Below are 15,956 nucleotides of genomic sequence, written 5' to 3'. Positions count from 1 at the left end.
GATATAATAAGACAAGTAAGCCAATCACCTCCGGCTTACACAGAAATCGTGACAGGCTCGGGAATTGCGGTGCCGGGATGTCGCCCAAGCTGCCGCCAGTAATCAAATCCAGCAACGCGTCCGCGCGCCGGACGTCCATCGACCGCGGATCATCGTCCGGGCAGGAACGTGCGTACGCGTCCAGGATCGACATGATCGACGCCAACTCATCAGCGGTCAAATAAGCCCGCATCCACGCCATCGAATCATCCGCCGGCGACGACTGCACCCGCCGCTGTCGCTTCGCCTCCTCATGACGATCCTGAGCGGCCTGCGGATCGACCGCGATCATCGCCCGCTGGATCGCTTTACGCAGCTGCCCAGGCGTACGGTCACCTACCACTTCACCACCCGCTCACGCGTCGCGACCGTGGACTCGTTCACCAACGAAGGCCCGGCAACCACACAGCGACGCGCCAACTCAGCAAAAGACGCCACCTGACGGGCATCAATCATCGCCCGCATCCGCTCACACTCCACCACATCGGTGACCAGCGCGTCATCCCCCAGATCAGCCGGCACCGCCGACCGACCATGAGACCACCGCACCGCCCAACCCATACCGAACATCGTACACCTGTTCGAATGACCGAATTTTGTTGGGTAGCATTCACCCACGACGATTCCAACGACCTGCGGACCAGGATCGATCAACACGAACAAAAATATCCGGCACAGACCCCGAGCGGCCTGATCTCCCGACGAACTTACGAAATCGACTACTTAGGTGAACGGTATGCTGAGGGAGTGGACGAAAAGCGTGTCGAGGACGTACGGCTCGTCATCTACGGCGAGCTGAGTCGATCCGGACTGGCTCCGAGCACCGCGAAACTCGCGGCGGAAACGGGTCTTGATCCCACCGAAGTCGAGTCGGCGCTCGCCCGCCTGGCCGCGAACCGGGACATCGTGCTGCGCCGCGGGCAGATTGTGATGGCCCACCCGTTCGCCACCATCCCGCTGGGATTCTCCGTGATGGGAAGGAAAACTCTCTGGTGGGGCGGCTGTGCCTGGGATTCCTTCGCGATCGCGCATTTGGTCCCGGACGAGCCCGAGGTCCTGGTCGCCACCCAATGTCCGCAATGTGGCACCGCGCACGCGTGGCAGGTCAGCAGGGAGGGGCCGCCGGCGGGCTCCCAGGTTGCGCACTTTCTCGTTCCTACCAAGCAGATCTGGGAGGACGTCGTCCACAGTTGTCACAACCAGCGGATTTTCTGCGACTCTGGCTGCGTGAATGAGTGGCTTCGCAGCACCGGCAATGAGAGTGGCTACGAGATGGACCTGTCGACGCTGTGGCGGCTCGCTCGCGGCTGGTACGCCGGTAGGCTCGATCGCGGCTACGTTCGGCGTGAGCCTTTGCTGGCGGCCGAGTATTTTGCCTCGGTTGGCCTTCGCGGCCCATTCTGGGGTCTTTAAGGGCAGGTTTGGATTCTTTTACCGTACAAACTGCTGGCCGGCGGGGATCATCGAGACATGACGCAACCACCGGTCTATATGAACCGAAACCACTTCGACCCTGTTCCTGAGCTGGCCGTCTTGCGGACCGAACAGCCAGTCTCCCGGGTTCAGTTGCCGATGGGCGCCGAGGCTTGGCTGGTTACGAGCTATGCCGGCGTGCGGGAAGTGCTGAGCGATCCGAGTCGATTCAGCAATGTGATGCCCACTTTCCTGGGCGACGCACCACAAGCCGACGGCCCCGACTCGGCCGGGATGCTGCTGGGATATGACCCGCCCGAGCACACTCGGCTGCGCCGCATGCTGACCGGAGCTTTCACCGGCCGCCGAATGGAACTTCTCCGGCCAATGGTGGAAAAGATCGTCGGCGAGCAGCTGGACGCATTGGAGCAGGCTGGATCGCCAGCTGATCTGGTGGAGCATTTCGCGCTGCCGGTGCCCTCACTGGTCATTGGCGAGCTGTTGGGTGTGCCAGCCGACGACCGGGCCGACTTCCAGCGCCGCAGTAAGGCCCGGACGAATCTTTCCATTACTCTCGAAGAAAGAACCGTTCTGGGCAACGAATCCCGGGAGTTCATGGCTGACCTCGTCGCACGCCGCCGGCGCGAACCGACCGATGACTTGCTCGGCATGATGGTGCGTGAACACGGCGATGATGTCACCGACGCGGAGCTGATCGGCGTGGGCGACCTGCTTTTGATCGCCGGCCACGAAACCACCGCCAAAATGCTTGGCCTTGGCACGCTTCTGTTGCTTCGCAACCCAGATCAGCTTGCCCGCGTACGAGATGACGATGCGGCCGTTGAACCGGCGATCGAGCAGTTGTTGCGTTACCTCTCGGTGGTCTACGCGGTATTCCCTCGGTTTGCTGTTGCCGACACCACCCTGGCCGGTGTACCGATCCGAGCCGGCGAGGTTGTCATCGGGTCCCTGTTGTCCGCCAACCGTGACAGTGATTTTGGTGCTGACCTTGATAAGTTCGATATCGACCGGCGCAGTCCGGGGCATCTGGCATTTGGCCATGGAGTGCATCACTGCCTTGGCGCACCGCTGGCTCGGTTGGAGATGCGGATCGCCTATCCGGCTCTCTTGAGGCGTTTCCCCGGCTTGCGGCTTGGAGTTGCTTTCGAGGAAGTTGCTTTTAACCCGTTCTCGTTTGTCTATGGGGTGGATTCGCTTCCTGTCATGTTGGGGTAGGGATCAGCGTTTCGAGCGAGGCTCGCTGCCCCGACCGCTACTGTCTGGCTGCCCCCAGAACGTGGCCGTCGACCAGGAGCCAGCCGCCGACGCCCAGTTGGTGAACGAGTCGCTGGCCGCCATGACCCGGCCGTGCTGGTCAATCACGCCGGCCGCCGTATCCAGAATGGCCGCACCACTGGCCCGTACCGGAGTGGGGGCCGATGCCTGGGGGAGGGTTTCACCGCCGTGCTGCCGCTGCCCGCCAGCGCAGCCGGTTACCGCCAGGCTGAGAGCCAGAACCAGTGCCGTGAGCGCCTGGCGACGCCTGTGACGGCTCATCTGTCCCACTTCCAACAATGTTGATTAAAGTCTTTCGCCCCCCGAACGTCAGAAGATCTTGCTCGTAATTTGCGCATCTTGTAGACGTATCGACGATGGCTGCGATTGAATCACCAGAAGAGTCGCAAGCCAAGAGGGCAAACTTGCATCATGATTGATATAATGGGCCGGCCACGATGCTAGACGCAGCCGCGCTGCGACTGCTTTGGTTGGTCGCGAGCGGCCAGGCCGGGTCTCGAATGGACCTGGCTAGGCTGCTTGACCTGCCGCAGTCGACCGTCTCGGTACGCATTCACGCGCTGATGGCGGCCGGGATGATGTCCGAGTCCGGCCAAGGGCGTTCGCAGGGCGGCCGGCGGCCGCGGCTGCTCCGGGTCAACGCGGAGTTCGGGCATGTCTGGACGGCGGATGTTGGTTCGCGGCATGTCCGCATCGGCGCGATTGACCTGGCCGGCACTCTCCTGCGGGTGCGGGAGTCGCCATTGGACATCAACGGCGATCCGGAGACGGTGATGGCCGATCTGGCCGCGCAGATCCGCTTTCTCGCCAACGAAACTCAGTGCCCGGGCCGATGGTTGGGAGTCGCGGTCGGGCTCCCCGGGCCGGTCGATGTGAGCGCTGGCGCGGTGACGTGGGCGTCCCGAATGCCGCGTTGGCGCGGATTTCGGGCGCGGGCCGCGCTTTCCGCGCACCTCGAGGTGCCGGTGACCGTCGACAACGACGCGAACCTGATGGCCTTGGGTGAGTCTCGCGGGCAACCGCCGGGCCAGACGCTGGTGGTGGTCAAGGCTGGTACGGGCATTGGCTCGGGTCTGGTGATAGAGGGCCGGCTGCATCGCGGCCGTGCTGGGGTCGCCGGCGACATCGGTCACGTACGGATGTCAGCCGGCGCCGACAATCCTTGCAGCTGCGGCAATCGCGGCTGTCTGGAGACGGTGGCCAGCGGTGCCGCGCTGGTGGCCGGGCTGCGTGCTCGCGGGTTCGACCTGGCGGACACGGCCGCGGTGATGGCGGCTGCTGAGGACGCCGAGCCGACGGTGACCACGGCCGTACGCCAAGCCGGCCTGTTGGTCGGCGAGGTGCTGGCGACGGTGGTCAATTTCGCCAACCCGGACGCGGTGTTGCTGGGCGGCGTGTTGTCCGGATCGGAGGCGTTCGTGGCGGCTGTTCGGGGCGCTCTCTACGAAAGATGCCTTCCGCTGGCAACTAGCGCGTTGCGCATTGACCGGGTTCGCGGCGGCCCGGACGCGGGCCTGGTCGGCGCCGGGGTGCTGGCCCTGGAAGCAGCGTTGGAGCAAGCCGCCGAGGCCGGGCGGTCCGGAGGAAGGGCAGCGCCGTGACATCCCTGCGCATCGGGATCGCCGGAATCGCGATCGAGTCGAGCACGTTCTCCCCACACCGGTCCACTGTGGCCGACTTTCGGATCACCCGCGGTCGGGATTTGTTGGCCAGGTACGATTTTCTGGCCGGTGAATTGGTCGAAGGCATCGAGTGGGTGCCGTTGATGCACGCGGTGTCGCTGCCTGGAGGTCCGGTCACCGCGCAGGCGTACGCGGAGCTGTCCGACGAGATTTTCGTCCGGCTCCGGCAGGCCAGGCCGTTGGACGGTCTGTTTTTCGACATTCACGGCGCGATGAGCGTGCTCGGGCGGACCGACGCGGAGGCCGACCTGATCGAGGGTATCCGGGCGATCACCGGCCCGGAACTGCTGGTGTCGGCCTCGATGGACTTGCACGGCAACGTTTCCCGCCGGCTCGCGATCGCGCTGGACCTGATCACCTGCTATCGCAAGGCTCCGCACACCGATGCGTGGGACACCCGCGAGCGGGCGATCCGGAACCTTGTTCGCAGGCTGCGATCCGGTGGCCGGCCCGGGAAAGCGTGGGTGCAGGTCCCCGTTCTGTTGCCGGGCGAGAAAACCAGCACTCGGCTGGAGCCGGCCAGGAGTGTCTACGCCAAAGTCGACGAGGTGGAGGCGACCGACGGTGTCCTGGATGCCGCGATCTGGGTCGGCTATGCGTGGGCGGACGAGCCGCGCTGCCAGGCCGCGGTGGTGGTGACCGGCGACAATCGTGCGGTGATCACCGCGAAAGCCGCCGAGCTGGCCCGCGCGTATTGGGATGCCCGCTCGGATTTCGCTTTCGTGGCACCAACAGGCACCCTTGCCGAATGCGTACGACAGGCCGTCGCGAGCCCGGCCCGGCCGTTTTACATCAGCGATTGCGGCGACAACCCGACCGCCGGCGGGGCCGGTGACACGTCATGGACGCTGAGCGAACTCTTACATAGTCCGGAAATCGTGGACTCGGAACGTACGACACTTTATGCCGCGATCGTGGACCCGGTCGCGGTGGCGGCGGCCGTCGCGGCCGGTGTCGGCGCCGATGTCTGGGTGGAACTCGGTGGACATGTCGACGCCGGACCGTGCGGGCCAGTGGCACTGCGCGCCAAGGTGGATGCGGTGGATCTCGGCGATCCGGTGGCTGGTACGGCTGTGGTGCTGGTGGTGGGCGGGTTGCACATCATCGCGACCTCCCGCCGCAAGCCGTACCACCTGGAGGCGGATTTCACTGTCCTGGGGCTGAATCCGCGCAAGGCGGACCTGGTGATCGTGAAAATCGGCTATCTGGAGCCGGAACTCTACGACATGGCCGCCGACTGGCTGCTCGCGCTGACGCCCGGCGGCGTTGACCAGGATCTGCTCCGGCTCGGTCATCACCGGATCGATCGACCGATGTTTCCCTTCGACCCGGACATGGCGGACCCGGACCTTTCGCCGGAACTGCTGGCATGATCAGGCTCGAGCTGAGCGTGGACACGCTCGAGGGCGCGGTCGCGGCCGACCGCCTGGGCGTGGACCGGATTGAGCTGTGCTCGGCCGCCGCCCTCGGCGGACTGACACCTGGACCTGGCCTGTTGGCCGCTGTGTTGGACCGTACGACAGCGCAGGTGCATATGCTCGTACGACCGCGCGACGGCGATTTTCGTTATGCTCCCGAAGAAGTCGAAACGCTGGTCAAGGATGTCGCACACGCGGTGTCCGCCGGCGCGGCCGGCGTGGTCGTCGGGGCACTCACGGCGACTGGAGATCTTGATCTTCCGGTGCTGGCGGAGTTGGTCGCGGCGGCGGGCGGCCGCAGTGTTACTTTGCACAGGGCCATTGACGTGTGCCGGGATCCGTTGGCAGCAGTGGAAAATGTGGCCGAGCTGGGAATCAACCGGGTGCTGAGCTCGGGGCAGGCGGTTCGTGCGGAGGATGGAATCGCTGTGCTCGCTGGGATGGTGCGGGTTGCCGCCGGCCGGGTAGCCGTCATGGCCTGCGGGGGAGTGCGTGCCGCGAACGCCGGTGCGATCGTACGAGCCACCGGTGTGCGTGACCTGCATGCCGCGCCGCGGACACAGCTGCCATCTCGCGGCACGTCGGTCGTCGATTTCGGTGCGATCGTAGCGTTTGATGCGGCCCAAGCGTCCGCGCTCGTGGCGGCCGTGCGCGCATAGGCCCTGTCTGATCTGAATCGGTCGACCTCAACGATTTGTAAACCCCTAGCTATTATCGCCCTACTCAGCTATTTCCGTTTGGCGGGCAATTTGTAAACCCCTAGCTATTATTTCCATATCCAGCACTGCGTCTGTCTTAAGTCGACAGTCGGCGCTGGTCGGTTCAGGGATGCGAATTTTGGTGCCAGCTTTCGAACATAGCGGCCAGCTGGGGAAAATGCCCCGGTGCACACATAGCGTCCGGAATAACAGTGACTTGTCGTGATCCGGACGTCTTTTGAAGAAAAGTCTGGACCGCGAGTTATTTGTGGTTTATCTTGCTCGCAGCGAAACGGCTTTTGGCTACATTCTTTCCATCCGGTCCGCCAAAGGAGCTCCGCCATGCCCGCTGGACCCCGCACCAAGATCATCGGCACCGTGGCAATTCCGGCCTTGATGGCCGGCTGCCTGATGCTGGCCGGCTCGCCGGCCCAAGCCACCCTGGCCCTGCCCGCGCAGGCCGAACAAGCGGTGCCGGCCGCCTCGGGTGGCGACCTCGACTCCCCGGCCAAGAAGGAGATTGCGATGGAGCTTGTCTCCAGCGCGGAGAACTCCACGCTGGACTGGAAGTCGCAGTACTCGTACATCGAGGACATCGGCGACGGCCGCGGTTACACCGCTGGCATCATCGGCTTCTGCTCTGGCACCGGCGATATGCTGGAACTGGTGGAGAAATACACCAACGACGTGCCGGACAACCCGTTGGCGAAGTATCTTCCGGCGCTACGCAAGGTCAACGGCACCGACTCGCACTCAGGCCTGGGCACCGCGTTTGTCAACGCGTGGAAAGCGGCAGCCAAACTGACCGCGTTCCAGAACGAGCAGAACGGTGAACGCGACCGGGTGTATTTCAACCCGGCGGTGAGCCAGGCCAAGTCCGACGGGCTTGGCGCGCTGGGACAGTTCATCTATTACGACGCGATTGTCATGCACGGCCCCGGAACTGACCACGACAGTTTCGGCGGGATCCGTACGGCCGCGATCAAGAAGGCGAAGCCGCCGTCCCAGGGTGGCAACGAAACGACCTACCTGAAAGCGTTTCTCGCCGTTCGCAAAGCCGTGATGAAGGAAGAGGAAGCGCACTCCGACACCTCCCGAGTCGACACCGAGCAGACCAAGTTCCTCAACGAGGGCAACCTCGATCTGCACACGCCGTTGGACTGGAAGGTTTACGGCGACCCATACCACATCAGCTGACCGCCACCACGCGAGTAACCCGGATGCCTCGGGGGCTTCCGGGTTATCGCTGTTGTCTAAAGAATGGTGCTGTAGGCATTGAGCGCCGGCTGCCCGCCGAGATGGACGTAGAGCACGGTGGACGTGGGCTCGATTTCGTTGCGGGACACCAGGTCGATCAGCCCGGCCATCGATTTTCCCTCATAGACCGGATCGGTGACCATGCCCTCGGTGCGGGCGGCCACCCGCATCGCGTCCACAGTGGACTCATCCGGGATGCCGTAGGTGCCGGCGTGGTATCGCTCGTCGAGTTCCACCGGCGGGACGTCGGCCGCGCCGATGAGTTTCGCGGTCTGGTGGGCGATCCGGGTGATCTGGTCGCGGGTCTGCATTGGTTTGGCGGAGGCGTCGATGCCAATCACCCGGCGGTGGTCGTGCAGGGCGGCGAAACCGGCGAGCATGCCGGCCTGGGTGCTGCCGGTCACGGAGCAGACGACGATGGTGTCGAAGAAAACGCCCAGCGCCGCCTCCTGCTCGGCCAGTTCGTACGCCCAACGGGCGAAACCGAGGCCACCGAGCGGGTGATCGGAGGCGCCGGCCGGGATCGGGTACGGCCGGCCGCCGGACTCCACAATCTCCGCCAGCGCGTTTTCCCAGCTCTGCTTGAACCCGATGTCGAAGCCGGCGCGTACGAGCCGAATGTCGGCGCCAGCGAGCCGGCTGATCAGGATGTTGCCGACCTTGTCGTAGGCCGGGTCCGGCCAGTCGACCCAACTTTCCTGTATCAGCACACATTTCAGCCCGGCGTGGGCGGCGACCGCGGCGACCTGGCGGGTGTGGTTCGACTGCACCCCACCAATGGAGACCAGCGTGTCGCGGCCTTGTCGCACCGCGTCCGCGACCAAATACTCCAGCTTGCGGGTTTTGTTGCCGCCGTACGCGATCCCGGAGTTGCAGTCCTCTCGCTTGGCCCAGACTGCCGCGCCGCCGAGATGCTTGCTGAGGCGGTTCAGCGGGTGCAGCGGGGAGGGGCCGAAAAGCAGCTGATAGCGCGGAAAGCGGTCGATCGACAAGGTCAGCTCCCGGATCCGGTGGCGAGGGTTTCCAACGCCAGCGCCGCCCGCACCGGCGCTCTGGATAGTCCCAGCTGCTCGGCGAGATCACCGTCCCGCAGGGCATTGCCCGGCGGGACGTCCGCCCGTACTATCGCGTCCCGGATCGCCTCGTACGCGGTCTCCCTGAGCAGGGTTCGCCCGACCCGTGGGAGTGTTGGCACAACTGAAATGTTACATGTCAGTGCGAGCGGTGGGCGCGGTTCGCGCGGCGGATCCGACGGGCCGCGGTGAGCAGGTGCCGGCGGTCGTTCTCGGCGACCAGCTCGTGCTGGCGTTCGGTGGCGAGGGCGGACAGCATCTCCGGGTGCAGAAACATCTCGATCTCCTTGGTTGGTGTTCCTTGATGACTCCAATCCTGGTCCGCGCGGGGCGCTGCGGCATCGGGAGCGGATGTGTATCTTCGCTGTTCAAGGCCTACCTAGAGAGCACCTAACTCGCCTCTAGACATACCTAGGTCCCGGCGCCGCGCGTACCACTAGGGCGTCATGAGCAGGGTGACCGTACGGTTGGCGGCTGGGTGGGGGAAGGGGTTGGCGGTTTGGTCGCCGCTGGACAGCGCGAAACCGGTCAGCGGACGGCCGCTCGCGTGCGCGAGTTGGCGAGCGGCGACCAGGGCGCGGGCCAGCGCGACCACTGAGCCGCCGGACTGCGGGCCACCGAGGACCGCGAGGGCGTGCCCGACGACGGTGATCGACGCGGTTTGGCCGCGCAGCCGGGTGCCGATCCGGTCGAGCATGATCGCGCCGCCGGTGGTCAGGTTGTCGTCGTACGAGAAGACCCCAGCGTCGAAGAGCACCTCGACCGAGTCGGCCTGTCGGCGTACGTGCACGCCGGGGACGGTCATGGCGGTGGCGAGCTGGTCGAGGGCCTTGGCCCGGCTGCTGGCGGTGACGGCTTGTCGCGCCTGAGCGGCCGCCGCTTGCTGCTCCAAGGCGCGCGCTCGCTGCTCGGCGACCTGGGCCGCCGCCACGGCTGGATCGGCTGGCGGTGGGGGCTCGGAGTGCACCCACACGACGACGCCGGTGGCCAGCGCCGCGACCGTGACCGCGGCGACGCCGGCGATCCTGCCCGGTTGCCAGAGCGGGCGGCGGGTACGGCGGCGGCCCTTGATGGCGGCGATCAGTGGCCGTCCGGCTACCGCGCCGGGCGACTCCGGGATGCGCGCCCACCACGCGTCCGCTTCGGCGAAGTCGCCACGCTGTGCGTACACGCGGGCGCGCAGGTCGAGCGCCTCGTCGGTCGCGTCCGGGGCCAGCGTCGCGAGGATGCGCTCGGCTTCGTCGAGGTCGCCGGCGTACGCGGCCGTACGTGCGCGGTCGACGACGAGAACCGTGGCGAGATCGCTGGTCACTGCTTGTCCTTCAGTCGGCCGGAGCTCATCACCTGGTCGGCGACCTCGGTCGGCAGCAACCGCCGGAGCCGCTCGTTGACCCCGGGCAAGGCGCGGTAGTCACCGGCGGAGATCGCCTGCTCGCCTTCCCACAAGAGGGTGTCCGCCTGCCGGGGCGAGGTCATTTGGTCGCGGGCCTGCCGAAGTGCGTAGAAAATCTCCAGGTCGAAGGTGGGGCTGCGGCGCATGATCTCGATAATCAGCCCGTGGGCCCGCTCCGTCAGGTTGCGAACGGCGGTCGCATCCTTGTTCGCGATGGCCTGCTGGCTCTGGGCGCGCAGGTCCTGGAGATCCGCCCGCTCCTGCGCGGTGCCGGAATGCCGGACACCTTCCTCGCACCCGTTCAGGGCTTCCTCCAGCTCACCGAACAGGGCCGGCAGCTCGAGCGCGTCGGCCACGTCGTCGAGGCGGGCCAGCAGTGCCCGCAACGCCCGCTCGGCGGGGGTCGCGGCGCCCGGGTCGGTACGCGCCAGCCGAACCAGCTCGACCGCCGCGCCGAGCGCGTTTTCCTTGTCCAGCTGAGAGAACAGCGCGAGAGCGTCGGCAGCGTGGGCGGCCTGCGCGGCGGCTCGCAGCGACTCCAGGCGCCGTTGGGCGTCGGTGAGCAGCGCGGCGAGTGCGGCCGGGTCGAGCGCCCGGACATTCACCATATCGATCTCGGCCTCGATCGGGGCGCTCGCCTGCGGAAGCTCTGCGATCACGGTGACCAGGCTCGACTCGTTGACCGAAATGGTCACGTCCACATCGGCGCCGATCGGGATGTCGTAACGAATGTCCGACGGGCGGATATAGACGATGCCGACCTCCAGGTTGCGGTCCGCGCGGTTACGGTCGCCCTGCATGATCGGGATGACCACCGCCGAATTCGGGTCCGATCGGGTCACCGGCGTGGTGGTCTGGAACTGCCGGGTGATCTCGGTCGGGAGGCTGATTCCCTTGCGCAGCATGAAGGCCGCGGTGTTGTCCGCTTTCGCGATGCTGAGTGACTCGGGCAGTACGACGCTGCCGAGTTCGGGTGCGCTGGTGTGGGTGATCGACAGCGAGTCGGGCGAGAGTTTCTGCCGGCGGCCGGTCGCGTCTGTCAGCTCGACGGTGAAACGGGTGGTTTCCTTGGGAGTGACCACAACCTCGGTCATGAACCCACCTTCGGCATTGAGCAGCAGCCGGCCGCTGTCGAAACTGGTGGTGCCAGACCCACGTAGCACCACCGTGAAACGTGTCCAGTCCACTGTGGACGAGCTGTGCAGGCGACCGCCGACGATGGTACGGGCGGCGGTCACCACCGGTTCGTACGCGAGCTCGACGGTGAATTCGTCAGCCTTGGGCGCCACCATTGGCCGCTGCAATCGCAACCTGCTGGCGAAAAGTGCGGCACCACGGGCCACCACGGTGGACGGGTCCTGGCTGTGGTCGAGGGTGATGCCCAGGCCCTCCGTCGGGTCAGCCAGCAGTTTTCGCAGACCTGGAGCCATTGTCGGGCTGCCGACCAGCAACAGCCGGTCGACGTCCGCGGCGCCGAGGCCGCCCTCGGTCAGCGCGTCGCGGCAGAGCCGGATCGCCTGCGCGTAGAACGGCTCGGCGACTTTTTCCAACTCCTGCCTGGTAAGGGTGTACTCGAAATCCTCGCGACCACCGGCCACCGGGAGCTCCACCTCGATCCAGGCGGTATCGGTCGTGGAGAGCTGGACCTTCGCGTTTTCGGCCCTGCCTTTGAGCAGCGCGAAGAGCATGCGCCATTTCGGGTTGTCCCGGTGGAAGTCCGGCAGGCCGAACCGGCTCGCCACCGCTGGCGCCAGGACGCGGTCGACGATCGCCCAGTCGATGAGTTTTCCGCCCAGGTACGGGTCACCCGAGTGGTTGATGACCTGGAATTCGCCATCGCGCTTGCGGACGATGGCGGCGTCGAACGTGCCGCCGCCGAGGTCGAAGACCATCCAGGTGGCCCGATCCGACTCATCTTCCAGTCCGTACGCGAAAGCTGCGGCGGTTGGCTCCTGCAGCAGTGGGCAGTCGATGGTGAAACCGGCCAGCCGGGCCGCCTCATTGGTGGCATTGGTCTGGTTCAGCGCGAAAGCGGCTGGGACGGTGATGACGGCGGCCTCCGGCGGCTCGCCGTACTTGGTCGCGGCGCTGGCCCGCAACGATTTCAGGACCTCCGCGGACATTTGCGGTGGCGACAGCCGGACACCGGCCCGGACGAAGTCGCGGCCAGCGTTCGCCTGACCCATCTCCAGTTTGAACTCGCTGGCCGCGTTGTCGGGATCCCGGTAGACGTACTCCAGGGCTCCCGCGCCCACCTGAACAGCGCTGGAGGTGCGCAAGTAGATGGCCGACGGCGTGAAGTCCATCTGGTCGTGGTTCTTGACGACCTGGAGCGTGCCGCCGTCCACTACCGCGATGGCACTGTTCGTGGTGCCGAGGTCGATCCCGAAATCTATGGTGTCACGCACTGGTTTCCTCCTTGCTGGACTGGCGAAAAGGCGGGCCGACGACGATCACTTGGCCTCGCTGGATGCGTTCGCCGTGCAGCACGATCGTCGGGCGTACGGTCTCGAAAATGGTTTCCTCGGTCGCTGATTCGTCGTCGTCCCGTACGAGCACATCCAACGAGAGGCCGGGGTGATAGGCCTCGCCTTCGTGGTCGTGGATCACCAGCCCGCCAGTGGCCAGGTCGGTCCGGGTGGCCCGCAGATAGCGATGCGCGTGCCGGCCGGCGGTTGGCAGCGTGCCGTTCGCGCTGTCGAGTTTTCTCAGCGCACGCCAGAGATTGGTGGCGGTGTCGGCGAGCGCCCTGTGGTCGACGGCCGGTTTCGGCTGCTGGACCACGGCGTCCGTCGCGCCCTCCAGATCGGCGACCAGTTCACCGAGCGAGCGGTGCTGCTCCTGCGTCCACAATGGACGGGGGATCCGAAAGGCGCGGTGCTGCCGGCGCTGGCGCAGGGCCGCGCGTACGGACGCGAGGCGGCCCGTCACCGCTGCCCCTGCACGATCGAGTCGGATTCGATGAACCGTACGATTCTTTTCGCTATTTTCGCTACTGCCACGATTCCCCTCAGTACGGCAAATCCCGCCGCGCCGATCGCGGCTCCCCAGGTGATGGCTGGGGTGGTCCAGAAATAGCAGGCCACCACCATCGCGAGGGAGGCCACGAAATACCACCATCGGTTCCGCCGAGCCGCCCGCCGGCGGTCCATCTCGCGGGGTCCGAGCAGGTTCAGCTGCCGGTCCAACTCGTCGATCAGCTCCCTGCCGGTGGCACGGCTGCGCCAGGTCGCGGTCAAGGTGAAGAGGTATTCCTCCTGGCCGGCCCGGATCACCCGGTCCGTCCAACGGCGGACGATCCGCACGGCGCTCTCGGTCTCCGGTGGAAAATCGGCTGGTTTGGTCGTGCCGAGGCCGAGGCTGTCCATCACATCGGCCATCTTGTCCCGCTGTATTTCAGCGTACGTCTTGCGGGCGCCGGTGATCCGCGTGGGCTTGGGAGTCGGCGACGGTGGCAATGGCTTGAATTTCCCGCCAATGCGCTCCATCAGGTCGATCATGGCCGCCAGTTCCTCGCGGTTGCGGTCAATGCCCTTCCGGGTTTCCGCATCCACCGCGAGCTCGGCCGCGTGTTCCAGCCATCCCACCGCTTCGGTGAGTTTCGCCGGGTCGTAGGTGGGTTTTCCGCGCTGGGCCTCGTTCGTACGCATGCAGCTGTTGTTCAGCAGGATCGCGGCTTGGTCGACCAGCGTGGTGGCTCGTCGGAACCGGCCCACCTCGGCCACCGGCCCGACCCGGAGCAAGACCGGTTTTGCCTTCTTGACCACCAACTCCACGGCTGCCCGCGGGTCGTTGCGGTCTAATAATCCCTGTGCATCCTTCAAAACGGCGGTCACCTGATCCAGATCCGGGCCGACCGTACGCTCGACGGCATCGGTCATCGCCGCCATCGGGACCGACCAACGGCGAAGGTTCGCCAGGTGTCTTTTGTTGTCCACGTACGCATTCGCGGCGAGTTCCGCGGTCGGGGTGATGAGCACCAGCGGTAGATCGCGCTGCAGGCCGGGCAGCGCGGCGCGGTCCAACCGCGGGTCGTCGAGGGTGCTGATCCGGTGTCGCAGGTGGTTTTCCCAACTGGGATGGTCCACAACAGCGCTCCACAAAGTGATCGCCTTTGACCAGCAGTCCTGCAGATCCTGTTCTTTGTGCGGTTTGCCGTCGGCTTCCAGGTCCAGTGCCCGGGCGTGCGCGCGTACGGCCGCGTCGTGTCGGGCGTGCGCCGCGTTCAGGCAGGTGCACGAGCTTTTGCTGGTAACTCCCCAAAGCCAGAAGAGTTCGTGGATGATCCGCTGCCGCGGGTCGGCCAGGATGTCGAAGGCGGCCCGCACCTGCGGCTCGGAAGCCGGTGCGGGCAGCGGTACGGGACCGTCGTCGGTTAGTTGCGTACCCACCTGCCAGGCGACCCCGAATTGTTGCCGCCGCTGCCGGATGTCCCGCGGATCTGCGGTAGTGGACAGCCCGGTAATACGAAAGGCGTTGCGGCGGTACAGATCTGGACCGGCGAGGTCGCGCAGGTGCGCGGTGGTCCGCGGGCTGCTCACATCATCACCCCACGCCGCCAGAGCAGGAGTTGGGGCAAGTGCTGTTCGCGCAGGTGCGGCGACCGGATCACGGCCTCCTCCATCAGGTCGGCGGCTTCGGACAGCGTGCTGGGATGGCGAGCGAGCCCAAGCGCCTGCGCTGCCAGCCGCTGGGCCTGGTCGGTCGGTGTTGTGGTGACACGGCTGGAAACCGCACTGGCCCGGCGGCGGGATTCCCGCCGGCGCCGGAAAGCCGCCGCCAGTCCGGCGGCATCGGACGGCCGGTCGCTGGGGTCGGTTTCCAGACAGGACAGCACAATCCGGTCCAGCTCGCTGTCCACGTCGTCGTTGAACCGACTCGGTGCCAGCGGTGGGTCGTCGAATCTACTGGCGGAGAACCAGGTTTCGGCGTACCGCGGCTCGTACGGCTGACTGTTTGTCAACAGCAGGTAAGCGATAGTTCCGATCGACCACACATCCCCGGCGCAGGAGTAGTTTTCCTGCCGCAGCACCACTTCCGGTGGCATGAAGGCGTAGGTGAACGCCTCCGTGCCGGGTACCACGGACCGTCGGCCGATCGGATCGGCCCGTTGCGCCAGGCCGAAATCGCTGATGCGTACGCGCATCCCCGTGGCGTCGTAGCCGACCAGCACGTTCTCGAGCGTGAGATCGCGATGAATGATCGGCGGCGCCTGCGCGTGTGCAACGGCGAGACCTTGGCTGACCTGTTCGACCGCCTCCACCGCGATCTCCACCGGCACGGCCGCGTGGTGCGCGTCGGCCAGCCGCTGCAGGCTGCCGCCGGCGACATATTCCATGGTGAAATAGCCGCGTACGCCGTCGGCGGTTGGCACTGCGCCGGCGTCGAAGAGCCGGACGATGTTCCGATGCCCGAGAACGGACAACAGCCGCGCCTCGTCCAGCATCGCGCGGGTCTGGCCGAGCGAGCCGACCCGTTTGAACACCTTCATCGCCTGCCAGCCAAGATATTCGTGTTTCACCCGGTGCACCTCGGCGAACGCGCCCTCGCCCAGCGGCCGGTCGACCACCAGCGTGTCCGTGATGCGCGTGCCGGGCGTGAGCAGGGTCACCGCGCCGCGCTGCATCGACATTGATGGTCAGAAACAGTCATCTGGTGTTTTCCTCCTACCTGGCCACCGCTGTCGC

At 65.9% G+C, this 15,956-nt stretch carries 17 protein-coding genes; 6 read left to right on the top strand and 11 right to left on the bottom strand.

The window, feature by feature from the left end:
• Positions 1 to 331, bottom strand: a 331-nt coding sequence (locus ABD301_RS27090) for a DUF222 domain-containing protein (RefSeq protein WP_344313241.1), incomplete at its 3' end; no start/stop codon positions are given.
• Between the two features lie 44 nt (positions 332 to 375).
• Positions 376 to 561 (bottom strand): hypothetical protein, encoded by a 186-nt coding sequence (locus tag ABD301_RS27085; RefSeq protein WP_163569693.1) that lies wholly within the window; start codon positions 559 to 561, stop codon positions 376 to 378.
• Between the two features lie 225 nt (positions 562 to 786).
• On the opposite strand from ABD301_RS27085, the gene merB reads away from it, so the two are divergent.
• Both merB and ABD301_RS27075 read left to right on the top strand, forming a co-directional pair.
• Positions 787 to 1,452, top strand: a complete 666-nt coding sequence (gene merB / locus ABD301_RS27080; RefSeq protein WP_163569692.1) for an organomercurial lyase — start codon at positions 787 to 789, stop codon at positions 1,450 to 1,452.
• Between the two features lie 57 nt (positions 1,453 to 1,509).
• Positions 1,510 to 2,688 (top strand): cytochrome P450, encoded by a 1,179-nt coding sequence (locus ABD301_RS27075; RefSeq protein WP_344313240.1) that lies wholly within the window; start codon positions 1,510 to 1,512, stop codon positions 2,686 to 2,688.
• A gap of 3 nt (positions 2,689 to 2,691) precedes the next feature.
• Here ABD301_RS27075 and ABD301_RS27070 read toward each other — a convergent pair whose 3' ends face one another.
• A complete protein-coding gene (locus tag ABD301_RS27070) occupies positions 2,692 to 3,009 on the bottom strand; it encodes a hypothetical protein (RefSeq protein ID WP_163569691.1) in 318 nt (105 codons plus the stop codon).
• Positions 3,010 to 3,185: 176 nt separating this feature from the next.
• Between ABD301_RS27070 and ABD301_RS27065 the strand changes: the two genes are divergently transcribed.
• The 4 genes from ABD301_RS27065 to ABD301_RS27050 all read left to right on the top strand — a co-directional run bounded on the left by ABD301_RS27065 (position 3,186) and on the right by ABD301_RS27050 (position 7,743).
• On the top strand, positions 3,186 to 4,349 hold the full coding sequence (locus ABD301_RS27065; RefSeq protein WP_163569690.1) for an ROK family protein: 1,164 nt from the start codon (positions 3,186 to 3,188) through the stop codon (positions 4,347 to 4,349).
• On the top strand, positions 4,346 to 5,803 hold the full coding sequence (locus ABD301_RS27060) for a M81 family metallopeptidase (RefSeq protein ID WP_344313239.1): 1,458 nt from the start codon (positions 4,346 to 4,348) through the stop codon (positions 5,801 to 5,803). Before ABD301_RS27065 ends, ABD301_RS27060 begins: the two co-directional genes overlap by 4 nt.
• Complete coding sequence (locus tag ABD301_RS27055; protein ID WP_344313238.1) at positions 5,800 to 6,507, top strand: copper homeostasis protein CutC; 708 nt, start codon at positions 5,800 to 5,802, stop codon at positions 6,505 to 6,507. The genes ABD301_RS27060 and ABD301_RS27055 overlap by 4 nt, the downstream gene beginning before the upstream one ends.
• A 381-nt stretch (positions 6,508 to 6,888) precedes the next feature.
• Entirely contained in the window at positions 6,889 to 7,743 is an 855-nt protein-coding gene (locus ABD301_RS27050; RefSeq protein WP_163569688.1) for a chitosanase, read from the top strand.
• A 56-nt stretch (positions 7,744 to 7,799) separates the two neighbouring features.
• Here ABD301_RS27050 and ABD301_RS27045 read toward each other — a convergent pair whose 3' ends face one another.
• The 8 genes from ABD301_RS27045 to ABD301_RS27010 all read right to left on the bottom strand — a co-directional run bounded on the left by ABD301_RS27045 (position 7,800) and on the right by ABD301_RS27010 (position 15,895).
• Complete coding sequence (locus ABD301_RS27045; protein ID WP_344313237.1) at positions 7,800 to 8,795, bottom strand: 1-aminocyclopropane-1-carboxylate deaminase; 996 nt, start codon at positions 8,793 to 8,795, stop codon at positions 7,800 to 7,802.
• A gap of 2 nt (positions 8,796 to 8,797) precedes the next feature.
• Positions 8,798 to 8,998 (bottom strand): GntR family transcriptional regulator, encoded by a 201-nt coding sequence (locus ABD301_RS27040; protein WP_163569687.1) that lies wholly within the window; start codon positions 8,996 to 8,998, stop codon positions 8,798 to 8,800.
• 17 nt (positions 8,999 to 9,015) lie between these two features.
• The gene (locus ABD301_RS27035; protein WP_163569337.1) at positions 9,016 to 9,153 is read right to left on the bottom strand and encodes a hypothetical protein; all 138 of its coding nucleotides are present in this window, start codon (positions 9,151 to 9,153) and stop codon (positions 9,016 to 9,018) included.
• A 159-nt stretch (positions 9,154 to 9,312) separates the two neighbouring features.
• Entirely contained in the window at positions 9,313 to 10,188 is an 876-nt protein-coding gene (locus ABD301_RS27030) for a tetratricopeptide repeat protein (protein ID WP_344313236.1), read from the bottom strand.
• Positions 10,185 to 12,677 carry an Hsp70 family protein gene (locus ABD301_RS27025; RefSeq protein ID WP_344313234.1) on the bottom strand — a complete coding sequence of 831 codons (2,493 nt, stop codon included), beginning with the start codon at positions 12,675 to 12,677 and terminating at the stop codon, positions 10,185 to 10,187. Before ABD301_RS27025 ends, ABD301_RS27030 begins: the two co-directional genes overlap by 4 nt.
• Positions 12,670 to 13,200 (bottom strand): hypothetical protein, encoded by a 531-nt coding sequence (locus ABD301_RS27020; protein WP_163569335.1) that lies wholly within the window; start codon positions 13,198 to 13,200, stop codon positions 12,670 to 12,672. Before ABD301_RS27020 ends, ABD301_RS27025 begins: the two co-directional genes overlap by 8 nt.
• Positions 13,197 to 14,810, bottom strand: a complete 1,614-nt coding sequence (locus tag ABD301_RS27015; RefSeq protein WP_344313232.1) for a hypothetical protein — start codon at positions 14,808 to 14,810, stop codon at positions 13,197 to 13,199. The genes ABD301_RS27020 and ABD301_RS27015 overlap by 4 nt, the downstream gene beginning before the upstream one ends.
• Positions 14,807 to 15,895 carry a serine/threonine-protein kinase gene (locus tag ABD301_RS27010; RefSeq protein ID WP_344313231.1) on the bottom strand — a complete coding sequence of 363 codons (1,089 nt, stop codon included), beginning with the start codon at positions 15,893 to 15,895 and terminating at the stop codon, positions 14,807 to 14,809. The genes ABD301_RS27015 and ABD301_RS27010 overlap by 4 nt, the downstream gene beginning before the upstream one ends.
• Between the last annotated feature and the right edge of the window lie 61 nt (positions 15,896 to 15,956).

Source organism: Fodinicola feengrottensis (genome assembly GCF_039530045.1).
Lineage (GTDB): Bacteria > Actinomycetota > Actinomycetes > Mycobacteriales > HKI-0501 > Fodinicola > Fodinicola feengrottensis.
Note: the sequence above shows the minus strand (reverse complement) of the source record. Positions and strands in the feature narration are given on the sequence as shown.

Coding starts and splice junctions, on each gene's coding strand:
- ABD301_RS27075 (WP_344313240.1), top strand. CDS start 1,510: ATGACGCAACCACCGGTCTATATGAACCGAAACCACTTCGACCCTGTT.
- ABD301_RS27070 (WP_163569691.1), bottom strand. CDS start 3,009: ATGAGCCGTCACAGGCGTCGCCAGGCGCTCACGGCACTGGTTCTGGCT.
- ABD301_RS27065 (WP_163569690.1), top strand. CDS start 3,186: ATGCTAGACGCAGCCGCGCTGCGACTGCTTTGGTTGGTCGCGAGCGGC.
- ABD301_RS27055 (WP_344313238.1), top strand. CDS start 5,800: ATGATCAGGCTCGAGCTGAGCGTGGACACGCTCGAGGGCGCGGTCGCG.
- ABD301_RS27050 (WP_163569688.1), top strand. CDS start 6,889: ATGCCCGCTGGACCCCGCACCAAGATCATCGGCACCGTGGCAATTCCG.
- ABD301_RS27035 (WP_163569337.1), bottom strand. CDS start 9,153: ATGTTTCTGCACCCGGAGATGCTGTCCGCCCTCGCCACCGAACGCCAG.
- ABD301_RS27010 (WP_344313231.1), bottom strand. CDS start 15,895: ATGCAGCGCGGCGCGGTGACCCTGCTCACGCCCGGCACGCGCATCACG.